The organism is Streptococcus infantis, assembly GCF_047460685.1.
Taxonomy (GTDB): Bacteria; Bacillota; Bacilli; order Lactobacillales; family Streptococcaceae; genus Streptococcus; species Streptococcus infantis_AD.
This window is the reverse complement of sequence record NZ_JASHFS010000011.1, coordinates 12,074-37,754: the sequence shown is the minus strand read 5'-3', so window position 1 is coordinate 37,754 and position 25,681 is coordinate 12,074. Positions and strand designations below refer to the sequence as shown.

26 protein-coding genes are annotated in these 25,681 nt (G+C 41.8%); 11 read left to right on the top strand and 15 right to left on the bottom strand.

Annotated elements, in window-relative coordinates:
* Positions 1–30 precede the first annotated feature (30 nt).
* The 5 genes from arcA to QM917_RS06495 all read left to right on the top strand — a co-directional run bounded on the left by arcA (position 31) and on the right by QM917_RS06495 (position 6,495).
* A complete protein-coding gene (gene arcA / locus QM917_RS06515; RefSeq protein ID WP_153225069.1) occupies positions 31–1,260 on the top strand; it encodes an arginine deiminase in 1,230 nt (409 codons plus the stop codon).
* 67 nt (positions 1,261–1,327) lie between these two features.
* Complete coding sequence (argF, locus tag QM917_RS06510; RefSeq protein ID WP_414285311.1) at positions 1,328–2,341, top strand: ornithine carbamoyltransferase; 1,014 nt, start codon at positions 1,328–1,330, stop codon at positions 2,339–2,341.
* Between the two features lie 258 nt (positions 2,342–2,599).
* On the top strand, positions 2,600–3,547 hold the full coding sequence (gene arcC, locus QM917_RS06505; protein WP_281335144.1) for a carbamate kinase: 948 nt from the start codon (positions 2,600–2,602) through the stop codon (positions 3,545–3,547).
* Between the two features lie 93 nt (positions 3,548–3,640).
* Positions 3,641–5,149 (top strand): YfcC family protein, encoded by a 1,509-nt coding sequence (locus QM917_RS06500; RefSeq protein WP_414285292.1) that lies wholly within the window; start codon positions 3,641–3,643, stop codon positions 5,147–5,149.
* A gap of 17 nt (positions 5,150–5,166) precedes the next feature.
* On the top strand, positions 5,167–6,495 hold the full coding sequence (locus QM917_RS06495) for a dipeptidase (protein ID WP_311522607.1): 1,329 nt from the start codon (positions 5,167–5,169) through the stop codon (positions 6,493–6,495).
* 752 nt (positions 6,496–7,247) lie between these two features.
* On the opposite strand, the gene QM917_RS06490 is transcribed toward QM917_RS06495, so the two are convergent.
* The gene (locus tag QM917_RS06490; RefSeq protein ID WP_311522608.1) at positions 7,248–8,792 is read right to left on the bottom strand and encodes a peptide chain release factor 3; all 1,545 of its coding nucleotides are present in this window, start codon (positions 8,790–8,792) and stop codon (positions 7,248–7,250) included.
* Positions 8,793–9,004: 212 nt separating this feature from the next.
* On the opposite strand from QM917_RS06490, the gene gatC reads away from it, so the two are divergent.
* The 6 genes from gatC to nusB all read left to right on the top strand — a co-directional run bounded on the left by gatC (position 9,005) and on the right by nusB (position 13,735).
* The gene (gene gatC / locus QM917_RS06485; RefSeq protein WP_311518865.1) at positions 9,005–9,307 is read left to right on the top strand and encodes an Asp-tRNA(Asn)/Glu-tRNA(Gln) amidotransferase subunit GatC; all 303 of its coding nucleotides are present in this window, start codon (positions 9,005–9,007) and stop codon (positions 9,305–9,307) included.
* On the top strand, positions 9,307–10,773 hold the full coding sequence (gene gatA, locus QM917_RS06480) for an Asp-tRNA(Asn)/Glu-tRNA(Gln) amidotransferase subunit GatA (RefSeq protein ID WP_414285291.1): 1,467 nt from the start codon (positions 9,307–9,309) through the stop codon (positions 10,771–10,773). Before gatC ends, gatA begins: the two co-directional genes overlap by 1 nt.
* The gene (gene gatB / locus QM917_RS06475; protein WP_414285290.1) at positions 10,773–12,215 is read left to right on the top strand and encodes an Asp-tRNA(Asn)/Glu-tRNA(Gln) amidotransferase subunit GatB; all 1,443 of its coding nucleotides are present in this window, start codon (positions 10,773–10,775) and stop codon (positions 12,213–12,215) included. The genes gatA and gatB overlap by 1 nt, the downstream gene beginning before the upstream one ends.
* Positions 12,216–12,341: 126 nt before the next feature.
* Positions 12,342–12,902, top strand: a complete 561-nt coding sequence (gene efp, locus QM917_RS06470) for an elongation factor P (protein WP_000568646.1) — start codon at positions 12,342–12,344, stop codon at positions 12,900–12,902.
* Between the two features lie 28 nt (positions 12,903–12,930).
* A complete protein-coding gene (locus QM917_RS06465; protein WP_049503061.1) occupies positions 12,931–13,320 on the top strand; it encodes an Asp23/Gls24 family envelope stress response protein in 390 nt (129 codons plus the stop codon).
* Positions 13,313–13,735 carry a transcription antitermination factor NusB gene (gene nusB / locus QM917_RS06460; protein WP_000203647.1) on the top strand — a complete coding sequence of 141 codons (423 nt, stop codon included), beginning with the start codon at positions 13,313–13,315 and terminating at the stop codon, positions 13,733–13,735. The genes QM917_RS06465 and nusB overlap by 8 nt, the downstream gene beginning before the upstream one ends.
* A 54-nt stretch (positions 13,736–13,789) precedes the next feature.
* On the opposite strand, the gene QM917_RS06455 is transcribed toward nusB, so the two are convergent.
* From QM917_RS06455 to QM917_RS06390, 14 genes are all read right to left on the bottom strand, one after another.
* Entirely contained in the window at positions 13,790–14,515 is a 726-nt protein-coding gene (locus tag QM917_RS06455; protein WP_414285289.1) for a lysostaphin resistance A-like protein, read from the bottom strand.
* A 384-nt stretch (positions 14,516–14,899) separates the two neighbouring features.
* Positions 14,900–15,667, bottom strand: coding sequence for an acetyl-CoA carboxylase carboxyl transferase subunit alpha (locus QM917_RS06450; protein WP_414285288.1), 768 nt, complete (start codon positions 15,665–15,667; stop codon positions 14,900–14,902).
* Entirely contained in the window at positions 15,667–16,530 is an 864-nt protein-coding gene (accD, locus tag QM917_RS06445; protein ID WP_049503080.1) for an acetyl-CoA carboxylase, carboxyltransferase subunit beta, read from the bottom strand. The genes QM917_RS06450 and accD overlap by 1 nt, the downstream gene beginning before the upstream one ends.
* Before the next feature lie 232 nt (positions 16,531–16,762).
* A complete protein-coding gene (accC, locus tag QM917_RS06440; protein ID WP_414285287.1) occupies positions 16,763–18,130 on the bottom strand; it encodes an acetyl-CoA carboxylase biotin carboxylase subunit in 1,368 nt (455 codons plus the stop codon).
* 11 nt (positions 18,131–18,141) lie between these two features.
* Positions 18,142–18,564 (bottom strand): 3-hydroxyacyl-ACP dehydratase FabZ, encoded by a 423-nt coding sequence (fabZ, locus tag QM917_RS06435; RefSeq protein ID WP_000565515.1) that lies wholly within the window; start codon positions 18,562–18,564, stop codon positions 18,142–18,144.
* Positions 18,561–19,001 carry an acetyl-CoA carboxylase biotin carboxyl carrier protein gene (gene accB, locus QM917_RS06430; protein WP_311522615.1) on the bottom strand — a complete coding sequence of 147 codons (441 nt, stop codon included), beginning with the start codon at positions 18,999–19,001 and terminating at the stop codon, positions 18,561–18,563. Before accB ends, fabZ begins: the two co-directional genes overlap by 4 nt.
* A gap of 2 nt (positions 19,002–19,003) precedes the next feature.
* Complete coding sequence (gene fabF / locus QM917_RS06425; RefSeq protein WP_414285286.1) at positions 19,004–20,239, bottom strand: beta-ketoacyl-ACP synthase II; 1,236 nt, start codon at positions 20,237–20,239, stop codon at positions 19,004–19,006.
* Between the two features lie 22 nt (positions 20,240–20,261).
* Positions 20,262–20,996 carry a 3-oxoacyl-[acyl-carrier-protein] reductase gene (gene fabG, locus QM917_RS06420; RefSeq protein ID WP_414285285.1) on the bottom strand — a complete coding sequence of 245 codons (735 nt, stop codon included), beginning with the start codon at positions 20,994–20,996 and terminating at the stop codon, positions 20,262–20,264.
* 32 nt (positions 20,997–21,028) lie between these two features.
* Positions 21,029–21,949: an ACP S-malonyltransferase gene (gene fabD / locus QM917_RS06415; RefSeq protein ID WP_414285284.1), complete on the bottom strand. Its 921-nt coding sequence runs from the start codon at positions 21,947–21,949 to the stop codon at positions 21,029–21,031.
* Positions 21,942–22,916: an enoyl-[acyl-carrier-protein] reductase FabK gene (gene fabK, locus QM917_RS06410; RefSeq protein WP_248034680.1), complete on the bottom strand. Its 975-nt coding sequence runs from the start codon at positions 22,914–22,916 to the stop codon at positions 21,942–21,944. The genes fabD and fabK overlap by 8 nt, the downstream gene beginning before the upstream one ends.
* A 116-nt stretch (positions 22,917–23,032) precedes the next feature.
* Complete coding sequence (locus QM917_RS06405; protein ID WP_000257838.1) at positions 23,033–23,257, bottom strand: acyl carrier protein; 225 nt, start codon at positions 23,255–23,257, stop codon at positions 23,033–23,035.
* Positions 23,258–23,313: 56 nt separating this feature from the next.
* Positions 23,314–24,288, bottom strand: coding sequence for a beta-ketoacyl-ACP synthase III (locus tag QM917_RS06400; protein ID WP_414285283.1), 975 nt, complete (start codon positions 24,286–24,288; stop codon positions 23,314–23,316).
* Positions 24,288–24,722, bottom strand: coding sequence for a MarR family winged helix-turn-helix transcriptional regulator (locus QM917_RS06395; RefSeq protein ID WP_000386343.1), 435 nt, complete (start codon positions 24,720–24,722; stop codon positions 24,288–24,290). Before QM917_RS06395 ends, QM917_RS06400 begins: the two co-directional genes overlap by 1 nt.
* 90 nt (positions 24,723–24,812) lie before the next feature.
* Entirely contained in the window at positions 24,813–25,598 is a 786-nt protein-coding gene (locus QM917_RS06390) for an enoyl-CoA hydratase (protein ID WP_414285282.1), read from the bottom strand.
* Between the last annotated feature and the right edge of the window lie 83 nt (positions 25,599–25,681).

The following is a 25,681-nucleotide window of genomic DNA, read 5'->3' as shown; positions in this document are numbered from 1 at the left end:
GGTACACACGAGAAAAAAAGGAGGATACACATGTCTTCACATCCAATTCATGTTTTCTCAGAAATTGGGAAACTGAAAAAAGTTATGTTGCACCGTCCGGGTCAAGAATTAGAAAACTTGATGCCAGATCACCTTGAGAGGTTGCTCTTTGATGACATTCCATTTTTAGCAGATGCCCAAAGTGAACACGACGCCTTTGCTCAAGCACTCCGTGACGAAGGAATCGAAGTGCTCTATCTTGAACAGTTGGCTGCTGAATCATTAACTTCTCCAGAAATACGCGACCAGTTCATCGAAGAATATCTCAACGAAGCAAATATTCGTGGTCGACAAACTAAAAATGCCATCCGAAAACTGCTTCATGATATTGACGACAATCTTGAACTGATCAAGAAAACAATGGCAGGTGTTCAAAAAGTTGAATTACCTGACATCCCTGAAGAAGGCAAAGGATTAACTGACTTGGTTGAATCTGACTATCCGTTTGCCATTGATCCAATGCCAAATCTTTACTTCACCCGCGACCCATTTGCGACTATCGGGAATGCAGTATCACTTAATCACATGTACGCCGATACACGCAATCGCGAAACACTTTATGGTAAGTACATCTTCAAGCATCACCCAATTTATGGTGGCAAAGTAGAGCTCATCTATAACCGTGAAGAAACTACTCGGATTGAAGGTGGAGATGAACTTGTTCTTTCAAAAGATGTCCTAGCAGTTGGGATCTCTCAACGGACTGATGCCGCTTCTATCGAAAAACTTTTGGTTAATATCTTCAAAAAGAATGTTGGCTTCAAGAAAGTTTTAGCTTTTGAATTTTCAAACAGCCGTAAGTTCATGCACTTGGATACTGTCTTCACCATGGTAGACTATGACAAATTTACAATCCACCCAGAAATCCAAGGCAATCTTCGCGTCTATTCCGTCACTTACGAAAATGAAGAACTCAAGATTGTTGAAGAAAAAGGAGATTTGGCAGAGCTCCTTGCTCAAAACCTTGGTTTAGAAAAAGTTACACTCATTCCTTGTGGTGATGGGAATATCGTTGCAGCTGCTCGTGAACAATGGAATGATGGCTCTAACACACTCGCTATCGCACCAGGTGTCGTAGTTGTTTATGAACGCAACACTGTGACCAATAAGAAACTTGAAGAACATGGACTTCGTCTCATTAAGATTCGCGGCAGGGAGTTGGTACGCGGTCGTGGTGGACCTCGTTGTATGTCAATGCCGTTTGAACGCGAAGACATTTAAATTCTTCCTATTTCTGCCTAGCATCTGCTAGCAGAATCATGCTTGTTAGAAAAGGATATATAGAATGATACATTCAGTATTTCAAGGAAGAAGTTTTCTAGCTGAAAAAGATTTTACCCGTGCAGAGCTCGAATATTTGATTGGACTTTCAGCTCACTTGAAGGATCTTAAAAAACGAAACATCGAACACCGCTATCTAGCTGGTAAAAATATTGCTCTTTTATTCGAAAAAACTTCTACCCGTACACGCGCAGCATTCACAACTGCTGCAATCGATCTTGGTGCACATCCAGAATACCTGGGGGCAAACGATATTCAACTAGGTAAAAAAGAAACTACGGAAGATACCGCAAAAGTTTTGGGACGTATGTTTGATGGTATTGAATTCCGTGGTTTTAGTCAAGATATGGTTGAAGAATTAGCTAAATTTTCTGGTGTTCCTGTTTGGAATGGCTTGACGGATAAATGGCACCCAACTCAAATGCTTGCAGACTACTTGACAGTACTAGAAAATTTCGGACACCTTGAAGGTTTGACATTGGTTTACTGTGGTGACGGTCGTAACAATGTTGCCAATAGCCTTCTAGTAACAGGAGCCATCCTTGGTGTGAACGTTCATGTCTTTTCACCAAAAGAACTCTTCCCAGATCAAGCAGTTGTTGCACTGGCTGAGGGATATGCCAAAGAAAGTGGGGCTCACATCCTCATCACAGAAGATGCTGATCAAGCTGTAAAAGGGGCTGATGTCCTTTACACTGATGTTTGGGTATCTATGGGCGAAGAAGATAAGTTTGCAGAACGCGTCGCTTTGCTAAAACCTTATCAAGTCAATATGGATCTTGTTAAGAAAGCAGGCAATGAAAACTTAATCTTCCTTCACTGCTTACCAGCCTTTCATGATACGAACACAATCTACGGCAGACAAGTAGCTGAGAAATTTGGCGTAAAAGAAATGGAAGTAACTGATGAGGTCTTCCATAGCAAATATGCTCGTCAGTTTGATCAAGCAGAAAATCGTATGCACACCATCAAAGCCGTTATGACTGCTACACTAGGAAATCTCTACATTCCTAAAGTGTGATACCCACTATAAGAAACAGCTTAGGGGCTGAGACTAGTGTTTTAGTCCGGTCCCTTTTTGTAATAGTTACGAGCTCTGAGTTGGAATTCCCCAATAGTCACCATTCAAGCAAAAACCTCATAACAAGTAACTGCCTTCCAGTTATTCGCATTTCGAAATTCCAACTCAACTCGTCCCTACAAAGTCTTTCTTCTCAATTTCCAAATCCAAGCTTTTAACCAAAATTAGCTTTTGTTCATCCAAAAGAAAGGAGCGCTCATGTCTCATCGTAAAATCGTTGTCGCTCTTGGAGGAAATGCCATTCTTTCCACAGATCCATCTGCTCAAGCTCAAGAAGCCGCTCTGGCAGAAACAGCACGCCATCTGGTGAAACTCATCCAAAATGGTGATGAATTGATTATCACCCATGGCAATGGACCGCAAGTTGGTAACCTTCTCCTCCAACACCTAGCAGCGAATTCCGAAAAAAATCCTGCCTTTCCTCTCGATTCACTTGTTGCTATGACTGAGGGTAGCATCGGTTTTTGGCTCCAGAATGCTCTGGAAAATGCTTTACAGGATATTCATCTTGATAAAACTGTCGTTTCTGTTGTCACACAAGTTGTCGTGGACAAGAATGATCCTGCCTTTCTCAATCCAAGTAAACCCATTGGTCCATTCTACTCAGAAGAAGAGGCTAAAGCAGAAAGCGAAAAAACTGGGGCTAACTTTAAAGAAGATGCAGGACGTGGCTGGCGTAAGGTAGTGGCTTCTCCAAAACCTGTTTATATCAAAGAAATCGATAGTATACGCGCACTCTTAGATAAGGGACAAATTGTCATCGCAGCAGGCGGTGGAGGTATTCCTGTAACCAAAAATGAAAACGGTTACTTCTCAGGAGTAGAAGCTGTCATCGATAAGGATTTTGCATCGCAATGCTTGGCAGAGCTAGTCGAAGCAGATCTCTTCATCATTTTAACTGGCGTCGATTATGCCTATATCAACTATAACAAACCAAATCAAGAAAAATTGGAGCAGGTAACTGTTAACCAACTTCAAGAATACATCAAAGAGGGGCAATTTGCTCCTGGTAGTATGCTACCAAAAATCCAAGCTGCCATTGATTTTGTGACCAATCGTCCAGCAGGAAAAGCCGTCATCACTTCCCTCAGCAATTTGGGAGCCTTGATTGAATCTGATAGCGGAACAATCATCGTGAAAGAATAATAGTTTAGTCATACCTTTCAAGAAAGTTTAGTCAGCACTCTTGCCACATCATTCGTTTTTATACTGTGTGACATAGTTTAGGAGGAAAAACAAATGAGTGAAAATAAAAAAAGGTTTCAAATGCCCTCATCATACACTGTTTTGATCATCATCATTGCCATTATGGCATTTTTGACCTGGGTCATTCCTGCAGGTAAGTATGATACCAATGAAGCAGGTAACCTCATCGCAGGTACCTATCAAACTGTTGACTCAAATCCTCAAGGGATTTACGATGTCTTTATGGCACCAATTCGTGCCATGCTCGGTCACGAACCAACTAGCGCAGCAATCGATGTTGCCTTCTTTATCCTTATGGTCGGAGGTTTCCTTGGTGTCGTAAACGCTACTGGTACACTCGATGTAGGGATTGCCTCCATCGTTAAAAAATACAAGGGCCGCGAAAAAATGTTGATTCTCATCCTCATGCCCCTCTTCGCACTTGGAGGAACTACCTATGGTATGGGAGAAGAAACCATGGCCTTCTATCCCCTTCTTATTCCTGTAATGATGGCAGTTGGTTTTGACAGTATCACTGCCGTAGCCATCATCTTACTAGGTTCTCAAGTTGGTTGTTTGGCATCTACATTGAATCCATTTGCTACTGTTATCGCTTCTGATACTGCAGGAATCTCTTCTATGGATGGGGTTATTCTCCGTGTTATCTTCTGGTTTGTAATGACAGGTATCAGCACTTACTTTGTCTATCGTTATGCAGAAAAGATTCAGAAAAATCCGACTAAATCACTCGTTTACGCTCAACGCGAAGAAGATATCAAACACTTCAATGTTTCAGAAAATGATGATGCACCATCTACTTTGAGCAAGAAACAAAAACATGTCCTCGCTTTATTTGTATTAACCTTTATCATTATGATTGCAAGTTTCATCCCTTGGGTTGATTTGCATGTTACTGTATTTGAAGACTTCAAGAATTGGTTAATCGGCCTTCCTGTAATTGGAGGAGTTATCGGTTCATCTGCTCTACCATTTGGTAGCTGGTACTTCCCAGAAGGCGCTATGCTCTTTGCCGTTATGGGGATTTTGATCGGGGTTGTCTATGGTCTCAAAGAAAGCAAGATTGTCTCAACCTTCCTAACTGGTGCTGCAGATTTACTTTCAGTTGCCTTGATTTGTGCGGTTGCTCGTGGTATCCAAGTTATCATGAACGATGGTATGATTACTGCAACCATCCTACACTGGGGTGAAGTTGGCCTTCAAGGTCTCTCTCCTCAAGTCTTCATCGTATTGACCTATATCTTCTACCTACCTATGTCCTTCCTTATTCCTTCTTCATCTGGTCTTGCTAGTGCAACTATGGGTATCATGGCTCCTCTTGGAGAGTTCGTCAATGTTAAAGCAAGTCTTATCGTCACTGCCTACCAATCTGCATCTGGTGTCCTTAACCTTGTGACTCCTACTTCAGGTATTGTTATGGGTGCTCTTGCTCTTGGTCGTGTCAGCCTTGGAACTTGGTGGAAATTTGTTGGAAAACTCGTCATCGTCATTGTCGTTGCAAGTATTCTACTTCTCATCTTAGGTACCTTAGTGCCATTCTTATAGTAAAGAGGGAAATACGGATGAAATCCTATATTACAGAATCAATCAAAGAAGATTTTCTTCAAAGTTTGAAAACAATCATCTCTTATCCTTCTGTTCTCAATGAAGGCGAAAATGGCACTCCCTTTGGTCAAGCCATTCAAGATGTCCTGAAAAAAACTCTGGACTTGTGTCAAGAACTTGGTTTTAAAACCTATCTGGATCCTCAAGGATATTATGGTTATGCAGAAGTTGGTGAGGGGGATCTCCTTGCTATCCTCTGCCACCTAGATGTCGTTCCTGCAGGCGATTTGACAGACTGGGAAACTCCTCCATTTGAAGCTAGTATCAGAGATGGACGGATTTATGGTCGGGGTGCGCAGGATGATAAAGGACCTTCTCTTGCAGCCCTTTACGCAGTCAAAAGCTTGCTTGACCAAGGAATTCAATTCAAAAAACGGGTTCGTTTCATATTTGGTACTGATGAAGAAACCCTTTGGCGTTGTATGGCAAGATATAATGCCATTGAAGAACAGGCCAGCATGGGATTTGCTCCTGACTCATCATTCCCATTAACCTATGCAGAAAAAGGGCTCCTTCAAGTCAAACTTCATGGACCTGGGTCAGAACAACTCTCCTTAGATATAGGTGGAGCCTTTAATGTCGTACCTGATAAGGCAACTTATCAAGGACCACTTATGGAACAACTCCAAGAAGGTCTAGTAGTTGCTTGTTATGATTATCAACAAAATGATCAGTCCCTTACTGTTCTAGGACTATCTAAGCATGCCAAGGATGCCAGTCAAGGGATTAATGCAGTCATTCGTCTAGCCACCATCCTTGATTCTATTCAATCCCATCCTGCACTTACATTTCTTGCCAAAGAAGTTGGTCAAGATGGTCAAGGAAAAGGAATCTTTGGTGATATCAGCGACCAGCCTTCTGGACATTTATCCTTTAATGTGGCCGCCTTAACCATTACTCCCGAAAGTTCTGAGATTCGAATTGATATCCGAATCCCAGTCCTTGCAGACAAGGATGCCCTTGTTCATCAGCTGAAAGAGCGCGCAAAAGCTTACCAACTTAGCTACCAAGAATTTGACTACCTAGCGCCACTTTACGTGGCAAGAGATAGTATGCTCGTCACTACACTCATGCAGGTTTATGAAGAAAAAACTGGTGACAATAGTCCCGCTCTATCATCTGGCGGCGCAACCTTTGCACGTACCATGCCAAACTGTGTCGCTTTTGGTGCCCTCTTCCCAGGAAGAGAGCAAACAGAACACCAAGCAAATGAATATGCTATCTTAGATGATCTCTATCATGCTATGGATATCTATGCTGAAGCTGTTTACCGATTAGCGACCTAAAAGACCTCCTAAACTCCGTCCCAAATCGGGACGGAGTTTTAGGAAAATTAGGAAAATTTTGAATAGCAAGCTACAACAAAAGCCAAGGAAGGGATTTTCTTGGCTTTTTGCAATAGTTTTAAGGTAAGTTACCAACTCAGGCACTCTTTTTTCATTAGGACACACAGTTTTACAAATCAATAATATTCGGAAAACTTTACTAGTGGAGCGCCTAGCCAAGTCCATAAAAACTTGGCGTTAGTTACTTAGATTGTTATACAACCACATAAATTTACTGAACTACGATACTGAGTTTTACAAATCGATTCCATTTGGCAAACGTAGTTAGTAAGGCAGGTAGCTAGTTCGCTTCCTTACCATTACGACGTAAAGTTTTACGAATCGACACCATTCGTGGGTTTTGCCTAGTGAAGCGTTTAGGTAAATCGACACAGCGGTTACCTATTATTAGATTACGACACGGAGTTTAGCAAATCGATCATATTTGCCAAACGAAGTTGGTGAGGCAGTTAGCTAGTTCGCTTCCTTACCATTACGACGGAAAAGTCCACGAATCGATACCATTCGTGGATTTTTCCTAGTGAAGCGTTTAGGTAAGCCGCCATAGCGGTTACCTATTATTAGATTACGACACTGAGTTTTACAAATCGATTCCATTTGTAAAACTCAGTTAGTGAGGCAGTTAGCTAGTTCGCCAAATAGCGACTAGCGTCCAACAATTAGGAACTTTAGTTCCAATTGTTGGTACTGAGTCACATCTTCTCTTCCAACTCTACGTCTGGATACTTATCCGCAAACCAGCGGAGGGCAAAGTCATTTTCAAAGAGGAAGACTGGTTGGTCAAAACGGTCTTTAGCCAAGATGTTTCGACTTGAAGACATACGCTCATCCAAATCCTCTGGTTTAATCCAGCGAACTGTCTTTTTACCCATTGGGCTCATAACCACTTCTGCATTGTACTCATTTTCCATACGGTGTTTGAAGACTTCAAACTGCAATTGACCAACGGCACCCAACATATATTCACCTGTTTGGTAGTTGGTATAAAGCTGAATAGCTCCTTCTTGAACCAATTGCTCAATCCCCTTATGGAAGGATTTCTGCTTCATGACGTTCTTAGCAGAAACTTTCATGAAAATTTCAGGTGTAAAGGTTGGCAGAGGTTCAAATTCAAATTTATTTTTTCCAACTGTCAAGGTATCCCCAACCTGATAAGTACCGGTATCGTAAACTCCAATAATATCACCTGCCACGGCATTGGTCACATTCTCACGACTTTCCGCCATAAACTGAGTGACATTAGACAGTTTAGCCCCCTTACCAGTACGAGGCAGATTAACACTCATCCCACGCTCAAATTCACCTGACACGATACGGACAAAGGCAATACGGTCACGGTGACGAGGGTCCATGTTGGCTTGGATTTTAAAGACAAATCCTGAGAAATCCTTGTCGTAAGGATCCACAATTTCGCCATCTGTTTTCTTATGCCCATGTGGTTCTGGAGCAAACTTGAGGAAGGTTTCAAGGAAGGTCTGCACACCAAAGTTTGTCAGGGCTGAACCGAAGAAGACAGGCGTCAATTCTCCAGCAAGGATTGCTTCCTCTGAAAACTCATTCCCAGCTTCATTTAAAAGCTCAATATCGTCTTTGACTTGCTCATAGAAAGGATTGCTTCCAAAAAGCTTGTCTCCATCTTCTAGGCTAGCAAAACGCTCATCCCCCTTGTAAAGTTCCAAGCGTTGATTATATAGGTCATAGAGTCCTTCAAAGGCTTTCCCCATCCCGATTGGCCAGTTCATCGGATAGCTCGCAATGCCCAAGACTTCTTCTAATTCTTGCAAGAGGTCCAGTGGCTCACGACCGTCACGGTCTAGCTTGTTCATAAAGGTAAAGACTGGAATGCCACGGTGTTTCACGACCTCAAACAATTTCTTGGTTTGAGCCTCGATACCCTTGGCAGAGTCCACGACCATAACAGCAGCATCCACCGCCATCAAGGTACGATAGGTGTCTTCTGAGAAGTCCTCGTGCCCTGGAGTATCTAGGATGTTCACGCGTTTGCCATCGTAGTCAAATTGCATAACAGATGACGTGACCGAAATCCCACGTTGTTTCTCGATATCCATCCAGTCAGACTTGGCAAAAGTCCCAGTTTTCTTTCCTTTTACAGTACCTGCCTCACGAATCTCTCCCCCAAAATAGAGCAATTGCTCTGTAATAGTCGTTTTACCCGCATCCGGGTGAGAGATGATGGCAAAGGTACGGCGTTTCTTAATTTCTTCTTGAATATTCATAAGTTCTCTTTCTTTGATTCTCTATTTTTCTTGTTTCAATAACTAAGAATGATTTCTACATTAGATTTTACCATTCCTTTCAACACTCCATTATATCGAATTTTAGCATTTTTTTCAATTTCTATTTCTTTTCAGTTCCCCCTCCCTTATTTATAGGAAAATATGGTAAAATAGAACAGATAAATAATCATCATTTCACGAAAGGATGCAAGATGAAAATTACGCAAGAAGAGGTAACACACGTTGCCAATCTTTCAAAATTAAAATTCTCAGAAGAAGAAACTGCTGCCTTTGCGACAACCTTGTCTAAGATTGTTGACATGGTTGAATTGCTGGGCGAAGTTGACACTACTGGTGTTGAACCAACGACTACCATGGCAGATCGCAAGACCGTTCTTCGCCCAGACGTAGCCGAAGAAGGAACTGACCGTGATCGCTTATTTAAAAATGTACCTGAAAAAGACAATTACTATATCAAGGTACCAGCTATCCTGGACGATGGAGGAGATGCCTAATGACTTTTAACAATAAAACCATTGAAGAGTTGCACAACCTCCTTGTATCTAAGGAAATTTCTGCAACCGAACTAACGCAAGCAACGCTTGAAGATATCAAGGCGCGTGAAGAAGCTATCAATGCCTTTGTCACTATCGCTGAAGACCAAGCTCTTGCGCAAGCTAAGGCTATTGATGACGCTGGAATTGACGCTGATAATGTCCTTTCAGGAATTCCGCTTGCAGTTAAGGATAACATCTCTACAGACGGTATTCTCACAACCGCTGCCTCAAAAATGCTCTATAACTACGAGCCAATCTTTGATGCGACTGCAGTTGCCAATGCCAAGAGCAAAGGCATGATTGTCGTAGGGAAAACCAACATGGACGAGTTTGCCATGGGTGGATCAGGTGAGACTTCTTACTACGGAGCAACTAAAAACGCTTGGGACCACAGCAAGGTTCCTGGTGGATCATCAAGTGGTTCTGCTGCAGCTGTAGCTTCAGGGCAAGTCCGTTTATCACTTGGTTCTGATACTGGTGGTTCTATCCGCCAACCAGCTGCCTTCAACGGAATCGTTGGTCTCAAACCAACCTACGGAACAGTTTCTCGATTCGGTCTCATTGCCTTCGGTAGCTCATTAGACCAGATTGGACCTTTCGCACCAACTGTTAAGGAAAATGCCCTCTTGCTCAACGCTATTGCCAGCGAAGATGCTAAAGATTCCACTTCTGCTCCTGTCCGTATTGCCGACTTTACTTCAAAGATCGGCCAAGACATCAAGGGAATGAAAATCGCTTTGCCTAAAGAATACCTCGGCGAAGGGATTGACCCAGAAGTTAAGGAAACTATTCTTAATGCTGCTAAGCACTTTGAAAAACTGGGTGCTATCGTCGAAGAAGTCAGCCTACCTCACTCAAAATACGGTGTTGCCGTTTACTACATCATCGCTTCTTCTGAAGCATCATCAAACTTGCAACGCTTTGACGGTATCCGTTACGGCTACCGCGCAGAGGATGCGACCAACCTTGATGAAATCTATGTAAACAGCCGTAGCCAAGGTTTCGGCGAGGAGGTAAAACGCCGTATCATGCTGGGTACTTTCAGCCTTTCATCAGGTTACTATGATGCCTACTACAAGAAGGCTGGACAGGTTCGTACCCTCATCATTCAAGATTTCGAAAAAGTTTTTGCGGATTATGATTTGATCTTGGGACCAACTGCTCCAAGTGTTGCTTATGACTTGGATTCTCTCAACCACGACCCAGTTGCCATGTACTTGGCTGACCTCTTGACAATCCCAGTCAACTTAGCTGGTCTCCCAGGAATTTCGATTCCTGCTGGTTTCTCTCAAGGACTACCTGTTGGTCTCCAATTGATTGGTCCTAAGTACTCTGAGGAAACCATTTACCAAGTTGCTGCTGCCTTTGAAGCAACAACAGACTACCACAAACAACAACCCGTGATTTTTGGAGGTGATAACTAATGAACTTTGAAACAGTCATTGGACTTGAAGTCCACGTAGAGCTCAACACCAATTCAAAAATCTTCTCACCTACTTCTGCCCACTTCGGAAACGACCAAAATGCCAACACAAATGTGATTGACTGGTCTTTCCCTGGCGTACTGCCAGTTCTCAATAAGGGTGTTGTCGATTCTGGTATCAAGGCAGCTCTTGCCCTCAACATGGACATCCATAAGAAGATGCACTTTGATCGCAAAAACTACTTCTATCCTGATAATCCTAAAGCCTATCAAATTTCTCAATTCGATGAGCCAATTGGTTACAATGGATGGATTGAAGTGGAACTAGAAGACGGAACAACTAAGAAAATCGGTATTGAGCGTGCCCACTTGGAAGAAGATGCTGGTAAGAATACTCACGGAACAGATGGTTTCTCTTATGTCGACCTCAACCGTCAAGGAGTGCCATTGATTGAGATTGTATCTGAAGCGGACATGCGTTCTCCTGAAGAAGCTTACGCTTATCTAACAGCCCTCAAGGAAGTGATCCAATATGCTGGTATTTCCGATGTTAAGATGGAAGAAGGTTCCATGCGTGTAGATGCTAACATCTCCCTTCGTCCTTATGGTCAAGAGAAATTTGGTACCAAGACTGAGTTGAAAAACCTCAACTCCTTCTCAAACGTGCGTAAAGGTCTTGAGTACGAAGTGCAACGTCAGGCTGAAATCCTTCGTTCAGGTGGTCAAATCCGCCAAGAAACACGTCGTTACGATGAAGCTAATAAAGCAACTATCCTCATGCGTGTCAAGGAAGGTGCTGCAGACTACCGCTACTTCCCAGAACCAGACCTACCACTCTTTGAAATCTCAGATGAGTGGATTGAGGAAATGCGGACTGAATTGCCAGAATTTCCGAAAGAACGCCGTGCGCGTTACGTGGCTGACCTTGGCTTGTCAGACTACGATGCTAGCCAGTTGACTGCAAATAAGGTCACTTCTGACTTCTTTGAAAAAGCTGTTGCCCTAGGTGGCGACGCCAAACAAGTCTCTAACTGGCTCCAAGGTGAGGTTGCTCAGTTCTTGAATGCTGAAGGCAAGACACTCGAACAAATCGAATTAACACCAGAAAACTTGGTAGAAATGATTGCCATCATCGAAGACGGTACTATCTCGTCTAAGATTGCCAAGAAAGTCTTTGTTCACCTAGCTAAAAATGGCGGTGGAGCGCGTGAATACGTTGAAAAAGCAGGCATGGTGCAAATCTCAGATCCAGCTGTCTTGATTCCAATTATCCACCAAGTCTTTGCCGATAACGAAGTCGCAGTTGCCGACTTCAAGTCAGGTAAACGTAACGCAGATAAGGCCTTTACAGGATTCCTGATGAAAGCAACCAAAGGCCAAGCCAACCCACAAGTGGCCCTTAAACTCCTTGCACAGGAATTAGCGAAGTTGAAAGAAGATTAAGCGGAAGGAAAGCAGCCAGAAGGTTAATGTTACCCTTCTGGTATCTTTCAAAACCATTTTGGCTTTATTTTCAGACCATTTTATGGTAGAATGAAGAGTAATAATATTTATTAAAGAGGTAAAAATATGATTGAAGCAAGTAAACTAAAGGCTGGTATGACTTTTGAAACAGCTGAAGGAAAATTGATCCGCGTTTTGGAAGCTAGCCACCACAAACCAGGTAAAGGAAACACTATCATGCGTATGAAATTGCGTGATGTCCGCACTGGTTCAACTTTTGAAACAAGCTACCGCCCAGAAGAAAAATTTGAGCAAGCGATCATCGAAACAGTTCCAGCTCAATACTTGTACAAAATGGACGACACAGCTTACTTCATGAACACAGAAACTTACGACCAATACGAAATTCCTGTTGTAAATGTTGAAAACGAATTGCTTTACATCCTTGAAAACTCAGATGTAAAAATTCAATTCTACGGAACTGAAGTAATCGGTGTAACTGTACCAACTACTGTTGAATTGACAGTTGCTGAAACACAACCATCTATCAAAGGTGCTACTGTTACAGGTTCTGGTAAACCAGCAACAATGGAAACTGGTCTTGTCGTGAACGTTCCAGATTTCATCGAAGCAGGTCAAAAATTGATTATCAACACTGCAGAAGGAACTTACGTTTCTCGCGCCTAATCTCTAGAAACTAGAAAGAGGTCATTCTATGGGAATTGAAGAACAACTTGGCGAAATCGTCATCGCCCCACGTGTACTTGAAAAAATTATTGCTATCGCAACTGCGAAAGTTGAAGGCGTACACTCTTTTTCAAACAAATCAGTATCTGACACCCTTTCAAAACTTTCTCTTGGTCGTGGCGTATATCTAAAAGAAGCAAACGATGAACTCACAGCAGATATCTACCTCTACCTAGAGTACGGTGTCAAAGTTCCTAAGGTTGCTATGGCTATCCAGAAAGCTGTTAAGGATGCTGTCCGTAACATGGCTGATGTTGAAATCTCTGCTGTCAACATTCACGTTGCAGGTATCGTTCCAGATAAAACACCAAAACCAGAATTGAAAGACTTATTCGACGAGGACTTCCTCAATGACTAGTCCATTATTAGAATCTAGACGTGAACTACGTAAGTGTGCTTTCCAAGCCTTGATGAGTCTTGAATATGGTTCAGATTTAGAAACTGCTTGTCGCTTCGCCTACACACATGATCGCGAAGATACAGACGTACAACTTCCTAACTTCCTTGTAGAGCTCGTTTCTGGTGTCCAAGCTAAAAAGGATGATCTGGACAAACAAATTACTCAACATTTGAAAACTGGTTGGACCATTGATCGTCTGACTTTGGTAGAAAAGAATTTACTACGCCTAGGAGTTTTTGAAATCACTTCATTTGATACTCCTCAGCTCGTAGCTGTTAACGAAGCTATTGAGCTTGCTAAGAGCTTTTCAGATCAAAAGTCAGCCCGTTTCATCAATGGACTCCTCAGTCAATTTGTGACAGAAGAAGATTAAATAATATAGAAAAAGTGTTTGACTCAGATCAAACACTTTTTTCTTTGCCTTCCACTATCTAAAAAAGTGGTAATAGACATAATTATAAACAAATATCCAGATGGGCTTGGCATAAGTGAGAAAGTTAAAAAAACTATGGCATAGAATTGTGATTTTTAGATTCTTTGTCCAACGGTAGACCAGGGCAAAGAAAAGGCCTCCTAAACTATAAATGATCAAACTGATGGGATCTCGATGGGAAAACACCAAATGACTGATTCCAAAGATAAGGGCTGATAAGATAACATCCAGATAATACTTAGAGTTTGGAAAGAAGGTATTCATAAAATATCCTCTCAGAACTATCTCCTCCAATATAGGTGCGACGACTACTATTAAACTAAACTTAAGAACAGTTGATAGAAAAGTTGGTTGTCCATTTGAATACAAGGCTGAAAGAAGGTCTTGAAAGATATACTTGTTATCAATGAAGTGATGAAACTGTAACTGAAAAGCATCCACCAATTGACGATCAAAATAAGTAGCCACTAGAGCAAATACAAGGTAAAAGAATCTTGACTTCTTCGAGCCCTTTGTTTCAAAAATATAGAGCATCTTTTTCTTTTTCAACCAGCAAACAAACATAACTAAAAGAGTTACTTCCCCAACTGCTGAAATGCTATAATAGCCATCTATCCCCCATTCTAAAAACTTAGTTAGATGCATAATCCCTAACTCTGGTAGATAAACCGATAGAAATACCAGTAAGATATAGACTCCCAAATGCCAAAGTTTTTTCATACTCATTCCTTAAAAAAATTAAAATTACCTTGATGGAGGGAAAAATTAACAACTCCCTATTCAGTTTATCAGTTATATACTGACCTAGCACAGCATAAAATCTATAAAAACTTATACTCTTCGAAAATCAAATTCAAACCACGTCAGCTTCACCTTGCCGTACTCAAGTACAGCCTTCGGCTAGCTTCCTAGTTTGCTCTTTGATTTTCATTGAGTATTAATCTATTCTCTGTAGCACTTATAGATTATCATTCCTTATTATAAAATATACATCTTTTTTAAACGCCCCTCAGTTCCATTTCCTCAACTATCAATTATTAATCCTGAAATGAATTTTTGAGAGAAACCAAAAAGCTAGAACCGTTTTTAGTTCTAGCTTTCTTTTTAATACTTTCTAAAGCGTTGATAACGCTCTTCAATAAGTTGGGCTAGCGGAAGTTTACCAAGTGCATCGAGTTCCGCTTGAAGTTGTTCTTTCACTTGCTTGATCAGATCTTTACTTGATAGACCCACCTCAGAGATGACCTTATCAACAACTTGCATATCCAACAACTCATACGAGGTGATTTTCATCAACTCAGCTGCTTCCATGGCACGCGTGCCATCTTTCCACAAGATAGAAGCAAAGCCTTCGGGACTGAGAACTGCATAGACAGAGTTTTCTAGCATCCAAACACGGTCCGCGACTGCTAGAGCTAGAGCTCCACCAGATCCACCTTCACCGATAATAATCGCAATGATGGGAACTTTTAAATCACTCATTTCAAAGAGATTGCGAGCAATGGCTTCACCTTGACCACGTTCTTCTGCACCTACACCAGGATAGGCACCAGCAGTATTGATAAAGGTTACAATTGGACGACCGAACTTTTCTGCTTGCTTCATCAAACGAAGGGCTTTTCGATAACCTTCAGGATGAGGTTGACCAAAGTTACGGTTAAGATTATCTTGTAAACTTTTACCTTTTTGGATTCCAACAACAGTCACTGCTTGGTCTCCCAACCAACCGATACCACCAATAATAGCACCATCATCACGGAAGGAGCGATCCCCATGTAGCTCTACAAAGTCATCAAAAATTCCTGTTGCGAAATCCAAGGCAGTTAAGCGGGTTTGTTCACGAGCTTCTCTAACGATTTTCGCAATATTCATCAACTCTCCCTCCTGTGTAGTCTTACTAATCGAGCAATCGTATCTGGCAATTCTCGCCGTTTAATAATTGCATCCACAAAACCATGTTCCAGTAAAAACTCTGCTTTCTGGAAATCCTCTGGTAAGTCTTCCCTTACCGTATTTTCAATCACACGGCGTCCAGCAAAACCTACCAAACTTTGGGGTTCTGCCAAGATGATATCCCCTTCCATAGCGAAGGAAGCTGTTACTCCTCCAGTAGTCGGGTCAGTAAGGATTGTCAGATAAAAGAGACCTGCATTGGAATGACGTTTGACTGCGGCAGAGATTTTGGCCATCTGCATCAAGCTCATGATTCCTTCTTGCATGCGTGCTCCACCAGAAGCTGTAAACAATACGACAGGTAATTTTTCAGCGGTCGCATATTCGAACAAGCGGGTAATTTTTTCACCAACAACTGTCCCCATTGAAGCCATGATAAAGTTAGAATCCATGATGCCAAGGGCAACCTTCTCTCCCTTAATCAAAGCTGTTCCTGTTACAACAGCCTCATCAAGACCTGTCTTTTCACGCATCAAAGTCAATTTTTTACGATAGCCTGGAAAATTCAAAGGATCCTGAGTCTCAATCCCTTTAAACATTTCCAAAAACGTACCCATATCAATGGTTAAAGCTAAACGCTCTTGAGCTGAAATACGGAAGGTATAGCCACAGTGAGGGCATATCCGCTCACTCCCCAAGTCCTTTTGGTAAATCGTATATTTGCAACCTGGACATTGGGAGAAGAGCTCATCTGGAACCTCTGGTTTGATCTGAGGTTGATTTACAGTCGAACGATTGGGATTGATTCGAATATATTTATCTTTTTTACTAAATAGAGCCATACATCCCCCTTTTCAGTCTTATACTATTTTTATACTCAATGAAAATAAAAGAGCAAACTAGGAAACTAGCCGTAGGTTGCTCAAAGCACTGCTTTGAGGTTGTAGATAAGACTGACGAAGTCAGCTCAAAACACTGTTTTGAGGTTGTGGATAGAACTGACGAAGTCAGTTACCTATATCTACGGCAAAGCGAAGCTGACGCGGTTTGAAGAGATTTTCGAAGAGTATTACATTATTCTTTTTCTTGATAGTATGGTAAGAAAGTTTCCATCAAGAATGAGGTGTCATAGTCCCCTGCTATCACGCGACGATCTGAAATTAGATCAAGTTGAAAATCAGCATTGGTGACCACCCCTTCAATTTCGAGTTCATAAAGAGCTCGTTGCATTTTCATAAGTGCATCAAAACGATTTTCCCCATGAACGATAATCTTAGCAATCATACTATCATAGTAGGGTGGAATAGTGTAACCTGGATAAACTGCAGAATCTACGCGCAAGCCAACACCACCACTTGGGAGATAAAGATTGGTAATCTTACCAGGACTTGGTGCAAAATTAAAGGCTGGGTTTTCTGCGTTGATACGGCACTCAATAGCATGTCCTTTTAGAACAATGTCTTCTTGTTTCAGAGTCAAAGGTTGACCTGCCGCAATACGGATTTGTTCCTTGACAATATCCACACCAGAAACAAATTCGGTTACTGGATGTTCTACTTGGACACGCGTATTCATCTCCATAAAGTAGAATTTACCACTTGCTTCATCTAGTAGGAACTCAATAGTACCAGCATTTTCATAACCAACAGACTCCGCTGCACGGACTGCTGCAGCACCAATTTCATTACGAAGTGTTTTCCCAATAGCAATGGAAGGACTTTCTTCTAAAACTTTTTGGTTATTCCGTTGAAGCGAACAGTCACGCTCACCTAGGTGAATAACATGACCCATCTGGTCAGCAAGAATCTGCACTTCAATATGGCGAGCAGGATAAATCACGTGCTCTAGGTACATAGCCCCGTTACCAAAGTTTGCTTTAGCTTCACTAGAGGCTGTTTCAAAGGCTAATACAAGATCTTCTGCCTTTTCAACCTTACGAATCCCTTTTCCACCACCTCCAGCTGAAGCTTTCAGCATAACTGGATAACCAATTTTTTCAGCAATAGCAAGAGCCTCTTCTGCAGTATGAACTTCTCCATCTGAACCCGGAATGACGGGAACATTAGCCTTAATCATTTGAGCACGGGCGTTAATTTTATCTCCCATGATATCCATGACACGAGCTGATGGTCCGATAAATTTAATCCCAACTTCTTCACACATGGTTGCAAATTTGGAATTTTCACTTAAAAAGCCAAATCCAGGGTGAATGGCTTCAGCTTCAGTCAAGACCGCAGCTGAAAGGATGGCATTGATGTTCAGATAAGATTCTGTAGCCTTCCCAAGGCCGATACAGATAGCCTCATCAGCCAAAAGCGTGTGGAGAGCTTCCTTGTCAGCAGTCGAATAGACAGCGACTGTTGCAATTCCTAATTCTCGTGCCGCACGAATAATACGAACAGCGATTTCACCACGATTGGCAATTAAAATCTTACGAAACATGGAAAACCTCCCTAGTTTCCAATAGCAAAGGTCAGAGTACCGCTTGCTGCAAGCTTACCATCTACTTCTGCCTTCGCTTCTACTACGGCGATTGTGCCACGACGTTTGACAAAAGTTGCTGTCATGACAAGCTGATCACCAGGAACAACTTGTTTCTTAAATTTCACTTTGTCCATACCAGCATAGAAGACGAGCTTCCCTTTGTTTTCCGGTTTAGATAATTCCAAAACACCTGCTGTTTGTGCCAAGGCTTCCATAATGAGGACTCCTGGCATAACTGGGTATTGAGGGAAATGACCATTGAAGAAAGGTTCATTAATCGTCACATTTTTAATGGCAACAATAGTATCTTCGCTAACTTCTAAGACACGATCCACTAAGAGCATGGGATAACGGTGTGGCAAAGCTTCTTTAATTCCTTGAATATCAATCATTTGATACGTACCAAGCCTTTCCCAAACTCAACCATTTCTTCATTTTCAACTAGAATTTCTGTTACAACACCATCTTTAGGTGCTGGAATTTCATTCATGATCTTCATGGCTTCGATGATGACCAAGGTTTGGCCTTTTTTAACAGTATCACCGACTGAAACAAAATTAGATTTGTCTGGTCCGGCAGCCAAGTAAGCAACTCCGACAAGTGGACTTTCTACAAGATCCCCCTCAGCTACAGATTCACTAGCACTTGATTCTGAAACTACTTCTACAACTGGTGTAGTTTGAGCTTGAGGTGCTTGACTTGCTTCTGCAACAAGTTTCGCTTCATTCTTACTGAAGACCAACTCATCCGTTCCATTTTTATAAGAAAATTCTCTCAAGCTTGACTGGTCAAATTGCGCCATCAAGTCTTTGATTTCATTTAAATTCATCTTTACTTATTCTCCCAACGTTTGAAAACAAGGACTGCATTATGCCCACCAAATCCAAAAGTATTTGAGATAGCATATGGAATTTCACGTTCCAATCCCCGTCCATAGATAACGTTCGCTTCGATATAGTCTGATAATTCTTTCGTTCCAGCTGTCATTGGAACATAGCTATGACGAATAGCTTCAATAGTAGCAATGGCTTCAACAGCCCCTGCTGCTCCCAGCAAATGACCTGTGAAGGATTTGGTTGAAGAAACTGGAACATCCTTACCTAGAACAGATACAATGGCACCACTTTCTCCTTTTTCATTGGCAGGAGTCGAGGTTCCATGAGCATTGACATAGGCTACTTGGTCTGGAGAAATCTCAGCTTCTTCCAAGGCTAATTTGATGGCCTTAATAGCTCCTTGACCTTCTGGATGTGGTGAAGTCATATGGTAGGCATCACAAGTATTTCCGTAACCAACAACTTCAGCTAGGATAGTTGCACCGCGTTTTTCAGCATGCTCTAAACTTTCAAGAACCAACATTCCTGATCCTTCTCCCATGACAAAACCATTACGGTCTTTATCAAAAGGAATCGAGGCACGACTTGGATCTTCAGTTGTTGAAAGAGCTGTCAAGGCTTGGAAACCAGCAATGGCAAATGGAGTGATAGAAGCCTCAGAACCACCAACTAGCATAACATCTTGGTAACCAAACTTGATGGAACGAAAGGCATCCCCAATTGCATCATTTGAAGAAGCACAAGCAGTATTGATAGATTTACAAATACCATTAGCACCAAAGCGCATAGCAACATTTCCTGAGGCCATATTTGGTAAAGCTTTTGGAAGGGTCATCGGTTTCACACGTTTTGGACCTTTTTCATGAAGGCGAATGACTTGATCTTCGATTTCCTTGATTCCACCGATACCTGAAGCAACGATGACACCAAAGCGATCCTTATCCAGAGCTTCTACATCAAGACCTGCATGATTAACGGCTTCTTGTGCTGCATATAGCGCATACAAAGAATAAGCATCGAAACGATTGGTATCTTTTTTTACAAAATATTTGTCAAAAGGAAAATCTTTGATTTCTGCCGCATTATGCACTGCAAATTCACTATGATCAAACTTAGTAATTTCACCAATTCCAATCTTACCAGTTTTTAAGCTGTTCCAAAATTCTTCTGGTGTGTTTCCGATTGGAGATGTCACTCCATAACCTGTCACTACTACTCGATTCAGTTTCATTCTTCTACCTCTATTTTAACTCTTATTGCATGGTTAGTCCACCATCAATTGCAATTACTTGTCCTGTTAGATAATCTTGACTAGCAAGAAAGGCTGTCACATCAGCCACCTGCTCTGCTTGTCCAAACTGTTTCATCGGAATTTGCGCCAACATGGCATCCTTTACTTTATCTGTCAAGACAGCGGTCATATCCGATTCAATCATTCCTGGCGCAATAGCATTTACTCTCACATTGCGATTGGCAACCTCACGTGCTACAGACTTGGTAAAACCAATTAGGCCAGCCTTAGAAGCAGCGTAGTTTGCTTGACCGATATTTCCCATCAAACCAACAACACTGGACATATTGATAATGGCCCCTTCACGAGCTTTTAGCATCTGTTTCAAGACTGCTTGTGTCATATTGAAGGCACCCGTTAGATTGACTTTTAAGACCTTCTCAAAATCTTCTTCTGTCATCTTCAGCATGAGAGTATCTTGAGTAATTCCAGCATTATTTACTAAGATATCAACTGACCCCAACTCTTCAATGGCTTGGTCTACCATACGTTTTGCATCTGAGAAGTCAGAAACGTCACCAGAAATAGCAAGAACCTTCACTCCGTATGGTTTAAATTCGGCTAGAAGCTCCTCGGAGATTTCACCACGACTATTCAAGACAACATTAGCTCCCAAGCTGGCAAATTTATGAGCAATGGCGAGACCAATTCCTCGACTTGAGCCTGTAATAAAGACATTTTTCTGTTCTAGTTTCATTTTTCTCCTTTCAGAACTTCTACCATTTTGGTCTAATTTTCTAAGAGTGCTTGTAGACTTGCTTGATCCTCCACATTAGCAAGTTGAGCTGTTTTATCAATCTTTTTGACGAATCCTGACAAGACTTTACCAGGTCCAATCTCGATAAAACGAGTGACACCCGCTTCTTGCATGACTGCAATACTCTCATAAAAACGAACGGGTTCCTTAACTTGACGAGTTAAGAGTTCTGCAATTCGTTCTTTTTCCATGACCTTCGCTTCTGTATTACCAACAAGTGGACAAGCAAAGTCAGAAAATTCAACTTCTGTCAGGGCTTGATCTAATTTTTGACTAGCAGATTCCAATAAAGCTGTATGGAAAGGCCCAGAAACATTGAGTGGAATCAAACGTTTTGCTCCCGCTTCTTGCAAAAGTTCAACTGCACGATCTACTGCAGCTACCTCCCCACCAATAACAATCTGGCTTGGAGTATTATAGTTGGCTGGAGTTACAACACCAAGTTGAGAAGCTTCTTGACAAGCTTTTTCGATAAGATCAACTGGTGTATTTAGCACAGCTACCATTTTCCCTGATCCTGCTGGTGCTGCTTCTTCCATATAAGACCCACGTTTAGCAACTAGAGCCACTGCATCTTCAAAATTCAAGGCACCACTAGCTACAAGGGCAGAGTATTCTCCAAGAGACAAACCTGCCACCATATCAGGCTGGTAACCTTTTTCCTTTAGTAGTCGGTAAATAGCAACGGATGTAGCTAAAATAGCTGGTTGCGTGTAACGAGTCTGATGTAGCTTCGTTTCATCGTTATCAATCAAGTCACGAAGGTCATAACCTAAGACTTGGCTAGCTTGATCGATTGTTTCCTTGACGATAGCATATTGGTCGTATAGCTCACGTCCCATTCCAAGGTACTGGGCTCCTTGACCTGCAAATAGAAAGGCTGTTTTAGTCATTTCTTGTAACTCCTGCCCAACGAGCAGCTTCTGCTTGAATCTTTTCAGCTGCACCGTAGTAAATATCTTTTAAGATTTCTTCAACAGTTTCTTCTTTCGAAACCAGACCTGCAATCTGGCCGGCCATCACTGAACCACCATCCACATCCCCATGGACAACAGCTTTTGCTAAGGCTCCAGCACCCATTTGTTCAAAGATTTCTAAATCTGGATTTTCTTGTTTAAAGGCATCTTTTTCAGCTTGTTCAAATTCACGAGTCAATTTGTTTTTAATGGCACGAACTGCGTGTCCAAAATGTTGTGCCGAAATCGTTGTATCAATATCACGAGCTTTTAAAATTTTAGCTTTATAGTTTGGATGGGCGTTTGATTCTTTAGCAACTACAAAACGAGTTCCTACTTGCACAGCTTCTGCACCGAGCATAAAGCCAGCAGCGGCTCCCTCACCGTCTGCAATGCCTCCAGCTGCAATAACAGGGATAGAAACAACAGCTGCAACTTGACGAACCAAGGTCATAGTTGTTAGTTTACCGATGTGTCCACCTGCTTCCATACCTTCTGCAATAACAGCATCTGCACCGATTTTTTCCATCCGTTTAGCCAAAGCTACGCTAGGAACTACAGGAATAACGGTGATTCCTGCTTCATGAAATCGATCCATATATTTACTTGGGTTTCCTGCACCAGTTGTGACTACCTTAACCCCTTCTTCAATGACGAGGTCAACAATATCATCAACAAATGGAGACAGAAGCATAATGTTGACACCAAAAGGCTTATCTGTTAAAGATTTAATCTTATCGATATTAGCTTTAACCACTTCTTTAGGAGCATTTCCTCCACCGATGATACCTAGACCACCTGCTTTTGAAACAGCTCCAGCAAGGTCACCATCTGCAACCCAGGCCATTCCCCCTTGAAAGATAGGATATTTAATGTTCAATAATTCTGTAATACGTGTTTTCATAGTGCCTCCATGAGTCTTGCTTAGGTAATAGTTCGACCACATTATACTTTGACTGTCAAACTATTACCTGAACAAGAGGGAGCGGGTTCCCCCTACTCCTTCTTCATTTATTTTAATTATTTTGTTTGCTCTTCAACGTAGGCAACCAAGTCACCAACTGTTTTCAAGTCATCTTCTGCTTCGATTTGAATATCAAAAGCATCTTCAATTTCTGAGATTACTTGGAACAAGTCCAATGAATCTGCATCCAAATCATCAAAAGTAGATTCAAGTGTTACTTCTGATGCATCTTTTCCAAGTTCTTCAACGATAATTTCTTGTACTTTTTCAAATACTGCCATGATAGACTCCTTTAAAATAAATAGTTTTTATAACAATGTGTTCACCACATGATTACCTAAATTGTAACAATAAGCGTGCCCCATGTCAAACCTCCGCCGAAGCCTGACAAGAGAATTTTTTGGCTTCCATCCAAACGAATGAGCCCTTCCTCTACACACTCTGAAAGTAGAATCGGAATACTTGCCGCACTAGTATTTCCATACTTGGTCATATTTGCGGGAAGCTTATCACGATCTACACCGATCTTTCTAGCCATCTTATCCAAGATACGGTTATTGGCCTGATGAAGCAGGAGATAGTCTAGTTCTTCTGCAGATACAGGACTCATCTCTATGGTCTCTTTGATAGACTTAGCAACATCTCGAATTGCGAAGTCAAAAACTGCTCGGCCATCCATTTTCAAGAAAGCGTCTGGCTTTTCTTGAACTGAAAATGGTGAAGTCAAACCTGTCTGCCCATAGGTCAAACACTCACTACGTGAACCATCGCTATTGAGACTCTCCGCTAGGAAATGTTGCTTATCGCTTGCTTCTAACAAGACGCCACCAGCTCCATCTCCAAATAGGACAGCTGTTGAGCGATCTGTCCAGTCCAAGGTTTTGGACATAGTTTCACTACCGATGACCAAGCCCTTGCCAAATCGTCCAGATGATATGAATTTCTCAGCAGTTGAAAGGGCAAAGGTGAAACCACTACAAGCGGCAGTTAGATCAAATGCAAAGGCCTTACGAGCACCAATACGAGCCTGTACACGTGCTGCAGTAGAAGGCATCATTGAGTCAGGTGTCATCGTAGCTAGGATGATAAAATCCAACTCTTCAGCAGAAATCCCTGACTTCTCTAGGAGTTGTTTTGCAACTGCCGTTGCCAAATCTCCTGTTGATTCTGTCTTAGAAATGCGACGTTCCTTAATCCCAGTTCGACTTGAAATCCATTCATCACTCGTATCCATAACCTGAGCTAAATCCTCATTTGTGACAATCTGCTCTGGTACATAATGAGCAACCTGGCTTATTTTTGCAAAAGCCATTATTTCAAATCCTCCAAAAATTGATAAAGATTGGTCAAACCTTTACTCATGACGTCCATTTCCTCTGGGCTCATGCCCTCGATAATTCTTTCGACCATGGCCTTGTGGAAACGTTTATGGAGACGATGTACGAGTCGACCTTTCTTGGTCAAATGCAGATGTACTACACGACGATCCTGATCTGAACGTAAGCGTTCGATGTAACCTTTTCGTTCCAAGTTGTTTAAGCTAGTTGTCACGGTTCCTAGAGTTACCATCAACTCTTTGGACACTTGACTTGGAGTCACATCTGGAAACTTGCCAATCACATCAATCGTGTGCATTTCCTTGATGGAGATATCCTTGAAACGACTACCTCTCAAACTCACTTCCTCAATCACCAGGACGTTATTAAAAATAGATGTTAAATAGTCATTGATCCGTTGGTAGTCCAATTTTCTTCCCTCCCTCATCAAAAAGTTTAACTATCAAAACATTTGACAAAAAAAGTATATCAAACTTCAAAGAATTGCGCAAGTATTTTATTATTTCCCCAAAAATTTTGGACGTCTTCTTTCAGAATGTGCACGAACACCTTCCTTAAAATCTTCGGTATAAGATAGAGTTTCCTGTAGCTCCAGTTCCAATTTGGCATATTCATGCCACTGCTTAAACTCGCTCTCCCAGACCAATTTCTTAATGGCTGCGTAAGAGTTAGTAGAGCCTCTTCTCAACTTCTTCAATAGTTGCTCTCTTGTCTTTTCCAGTTGCTCACTAGCACACAGACGATAGACAGCTCCTGCTTCTAAAGCCTTCTCAGCTGTAAAAGCTTCACCGGTCATAGCCAGTTGCGTTGCCCGAGTCGCTCCTAGCGATCGTGTCAGCAAGAATAAACCACCCGCATCTGGAGCCAAGCCTACGCCTACAAAGGCTTGAATAAATTTAGCCTTGTCCGACGCAATACAGAAGTCAACAGCCAAGGCCATATTGGCAGCTGCACCAGCAACTGCTCCGTCTACTTCCATGATGACAGGCTTAGGAATTTGCTTTATTTTATAAGAAATGGCATTGACTAATTCTGCAATCTGAGCCAAGGATGCAATATCATCCTCATCGATAGCTCGTCTCATCTCTACCAAGTCCCCTCCGACAGAAAAAACTTTGCCTCTTGCATTGATGAGAATATAGGAAACAGCACTATCTTTTTCAGCTAATTCTAAGGCTTCTAAAATTTCCTGACACATAGGAATATGAAAACCATTTGCTACCTCGGGACGATTCAGAGTAAGTATCGCTAGATCGTCCTGAACTTGATAGATAATATGATTCATAGCCACTCCTTTCAAATTACAACGATATTTAAATTATTTTATTTTCAAATTATATCTTTTTCCAGCTTTTTAAACAAGAGAAA

What these genes read in the sequence shown, in the direction of transcription:
- gatA (WP_414285291.1), top strand. Translation starts at nt 9,307, where the DNA reads ATGACTTTTAACAATAAAACCATTGAAGAGTTGCACAACCTCCTTGTA.
- QM917_RS06495 (WP_311522607.1), top strand. Translation starts at nt 5,167, where the DNA reads ATGAAATCCTATATTACAGAATCAATCAAAGAAGATTTTCTTCAAAGT.
- accC (WP_414285287.1), bottom strand. Translation starts at nt 18,130, where the DNA reads ATGTTTCGTAAGATTTTAATTGCCAATCGTGGTGAAATCGCTGTTCGT.
- QM917_RS06490 (WP_311522608.1), bottom strand. Translation starts at nt 8,792, where the DNA reads ATGAATATTCAAGAAGAAATTAAGAAACGCCGTACCTTTGCCATCATC.
- fabZ (WP_000565515.1), bottom strand. Translation starts at nt 18,564, where the DNA reads ATGATTGATATTCAAGGAATTAAAGAAGCTTTGCCACACCGTTATCCC.
- QM917_RS06455 (WP_414285289.1), bottom strand. Translation starts at nt 14,515, where the DNA reads ATGAAAAAACTTTGGCATTTGGGAGTCTATATCTTACTGGTATTTCTA.
- QM917_RS06390 (WP_414285282.1), bottom strand. Translation starts at nt 25,598, where the DNA reads ATGAATCATATTATCTATCAAGTTCAGGACGATCTAGCGATACTTACT.
- QM917_RS06465 (WP_049503061.1), top strand. Translation starts at nt 12,931, where the DNA reads ATGGGAATTGAAGAACAACTTGGCGAAATCGTCATCGCCCCACGTGTA.
- fabG (WP_414285285.1), bottom strand. Translation starts at nt 20,996, where the DNA reads ATGAAACTAGAACAGAAAAATGTCTTTATTACAGGCTCAAGTCGAGGA.
- QM917_RS06450 (WP_414285288.1), bottom strand. Translation starts at nt 15,667, where the DNA reads ATGAATATTGCGAAAATCGTTAGAGAAGCTCGTGAACAAACCCGCTTA.
- gatB (WP_414285290.1), top strand. Translation starts at nt 10,773, where the DNA reads ATGAACTTTGAAACAGTCATTGGACTTGAAGTCCACGTAGAGCTCAAC.
- nusB (WP_000203647.1), top strand. Translation starts at nt 13,313, where the DNA reads ATGACTAGTCCATTATTAGAATCTAGACGTGAACTACGTAAGTGTGCT.
- arcC (WP_281335144.1), top strand. Translation starts at nt 2,600, where the DNA reads ATGTCTCATCGTAAAATCGTTGTCGCTCTTGGAGGAAATGCCATTCTT.
- fabD (WP_414285284.1), bottom strand. Translation starts at nt 21,949, where the DNA reads ATGACTAAAACAGCCTTTCTATTTGCAGGTCAAGGAGCCCAGTACCTT.
- fabK (WP_248034680.1), bottom strand. Translation starts at nt 22,916, where the DNA reads ATGAAAACACGTATTACAGAATTATTGAACATTAAATATCCTATCTTT.
- accD (WP_049503080.1), bottom strand. Translation starts at nt 16,530, where the DNA reads ATGGCTCTATTTAGTAAAAAAGATAAATATATTCGAATCAATCCCAAT.
- accB (WP_311522615.1), bottom strand. Translation starts at nt 19,001, where the DNA reads ATGAATTTAAATGAAATCAAAGACTTGATGGCGCAATTTGACCAGTCA.
- QM917_RS06405 (WP_000257838.1), bottom strand. Translation starts at nt 23,257, where the DNA reads ATGGCAGTATTTGAAAAAGTACAAGAAATTATCGTTGAAGAACTTGGA.
- QM917_RS06500 (WP_414285292.1), top strand. Translation starts at nt 3,641, where the DNA reads ATGAGTGAAAATAAAAAAAGGTTTCAAATGCCCTCATCATACACTGTT.
- fabF (WP_414285286.1), bottom strand. Translation starts at nt 20,239, where the DNA reads ATGAAACTGAATCGAGTAGTAGTGACAGGTTATGGAGTGACATCTCCA.
- efp (WP_000568646.1), top strand. Translation starts at nt 12,342, where the DNA reads ATGATTGAAGCAAGTAAACTAAAGGCTGGTATGACTTTTGAAACAGCT.
- QM917_RS06400 (WP_414285283.1), bottom strand. Translation starts at nt 24,288, where the DNA reads ATGGCTTTTGCAAAAATAAGCCAGGTTGCTCATTATGTACCAGAGCAG.
- arcA (WP_153225069.1), top strand. Translation starts at nt 31, where the DNA reads ATGTCTTCACATCCAATTCATGTTTTCTCAGAAATTGGGAAACTGAAA.
- gatC (WP_311518865.1), top strand. Translation starts at nt 9,005, where the DNA reads ATGAAAATTACGCAAGAAGAGGTAACACACGTTGCCAATCTTTCAAAA.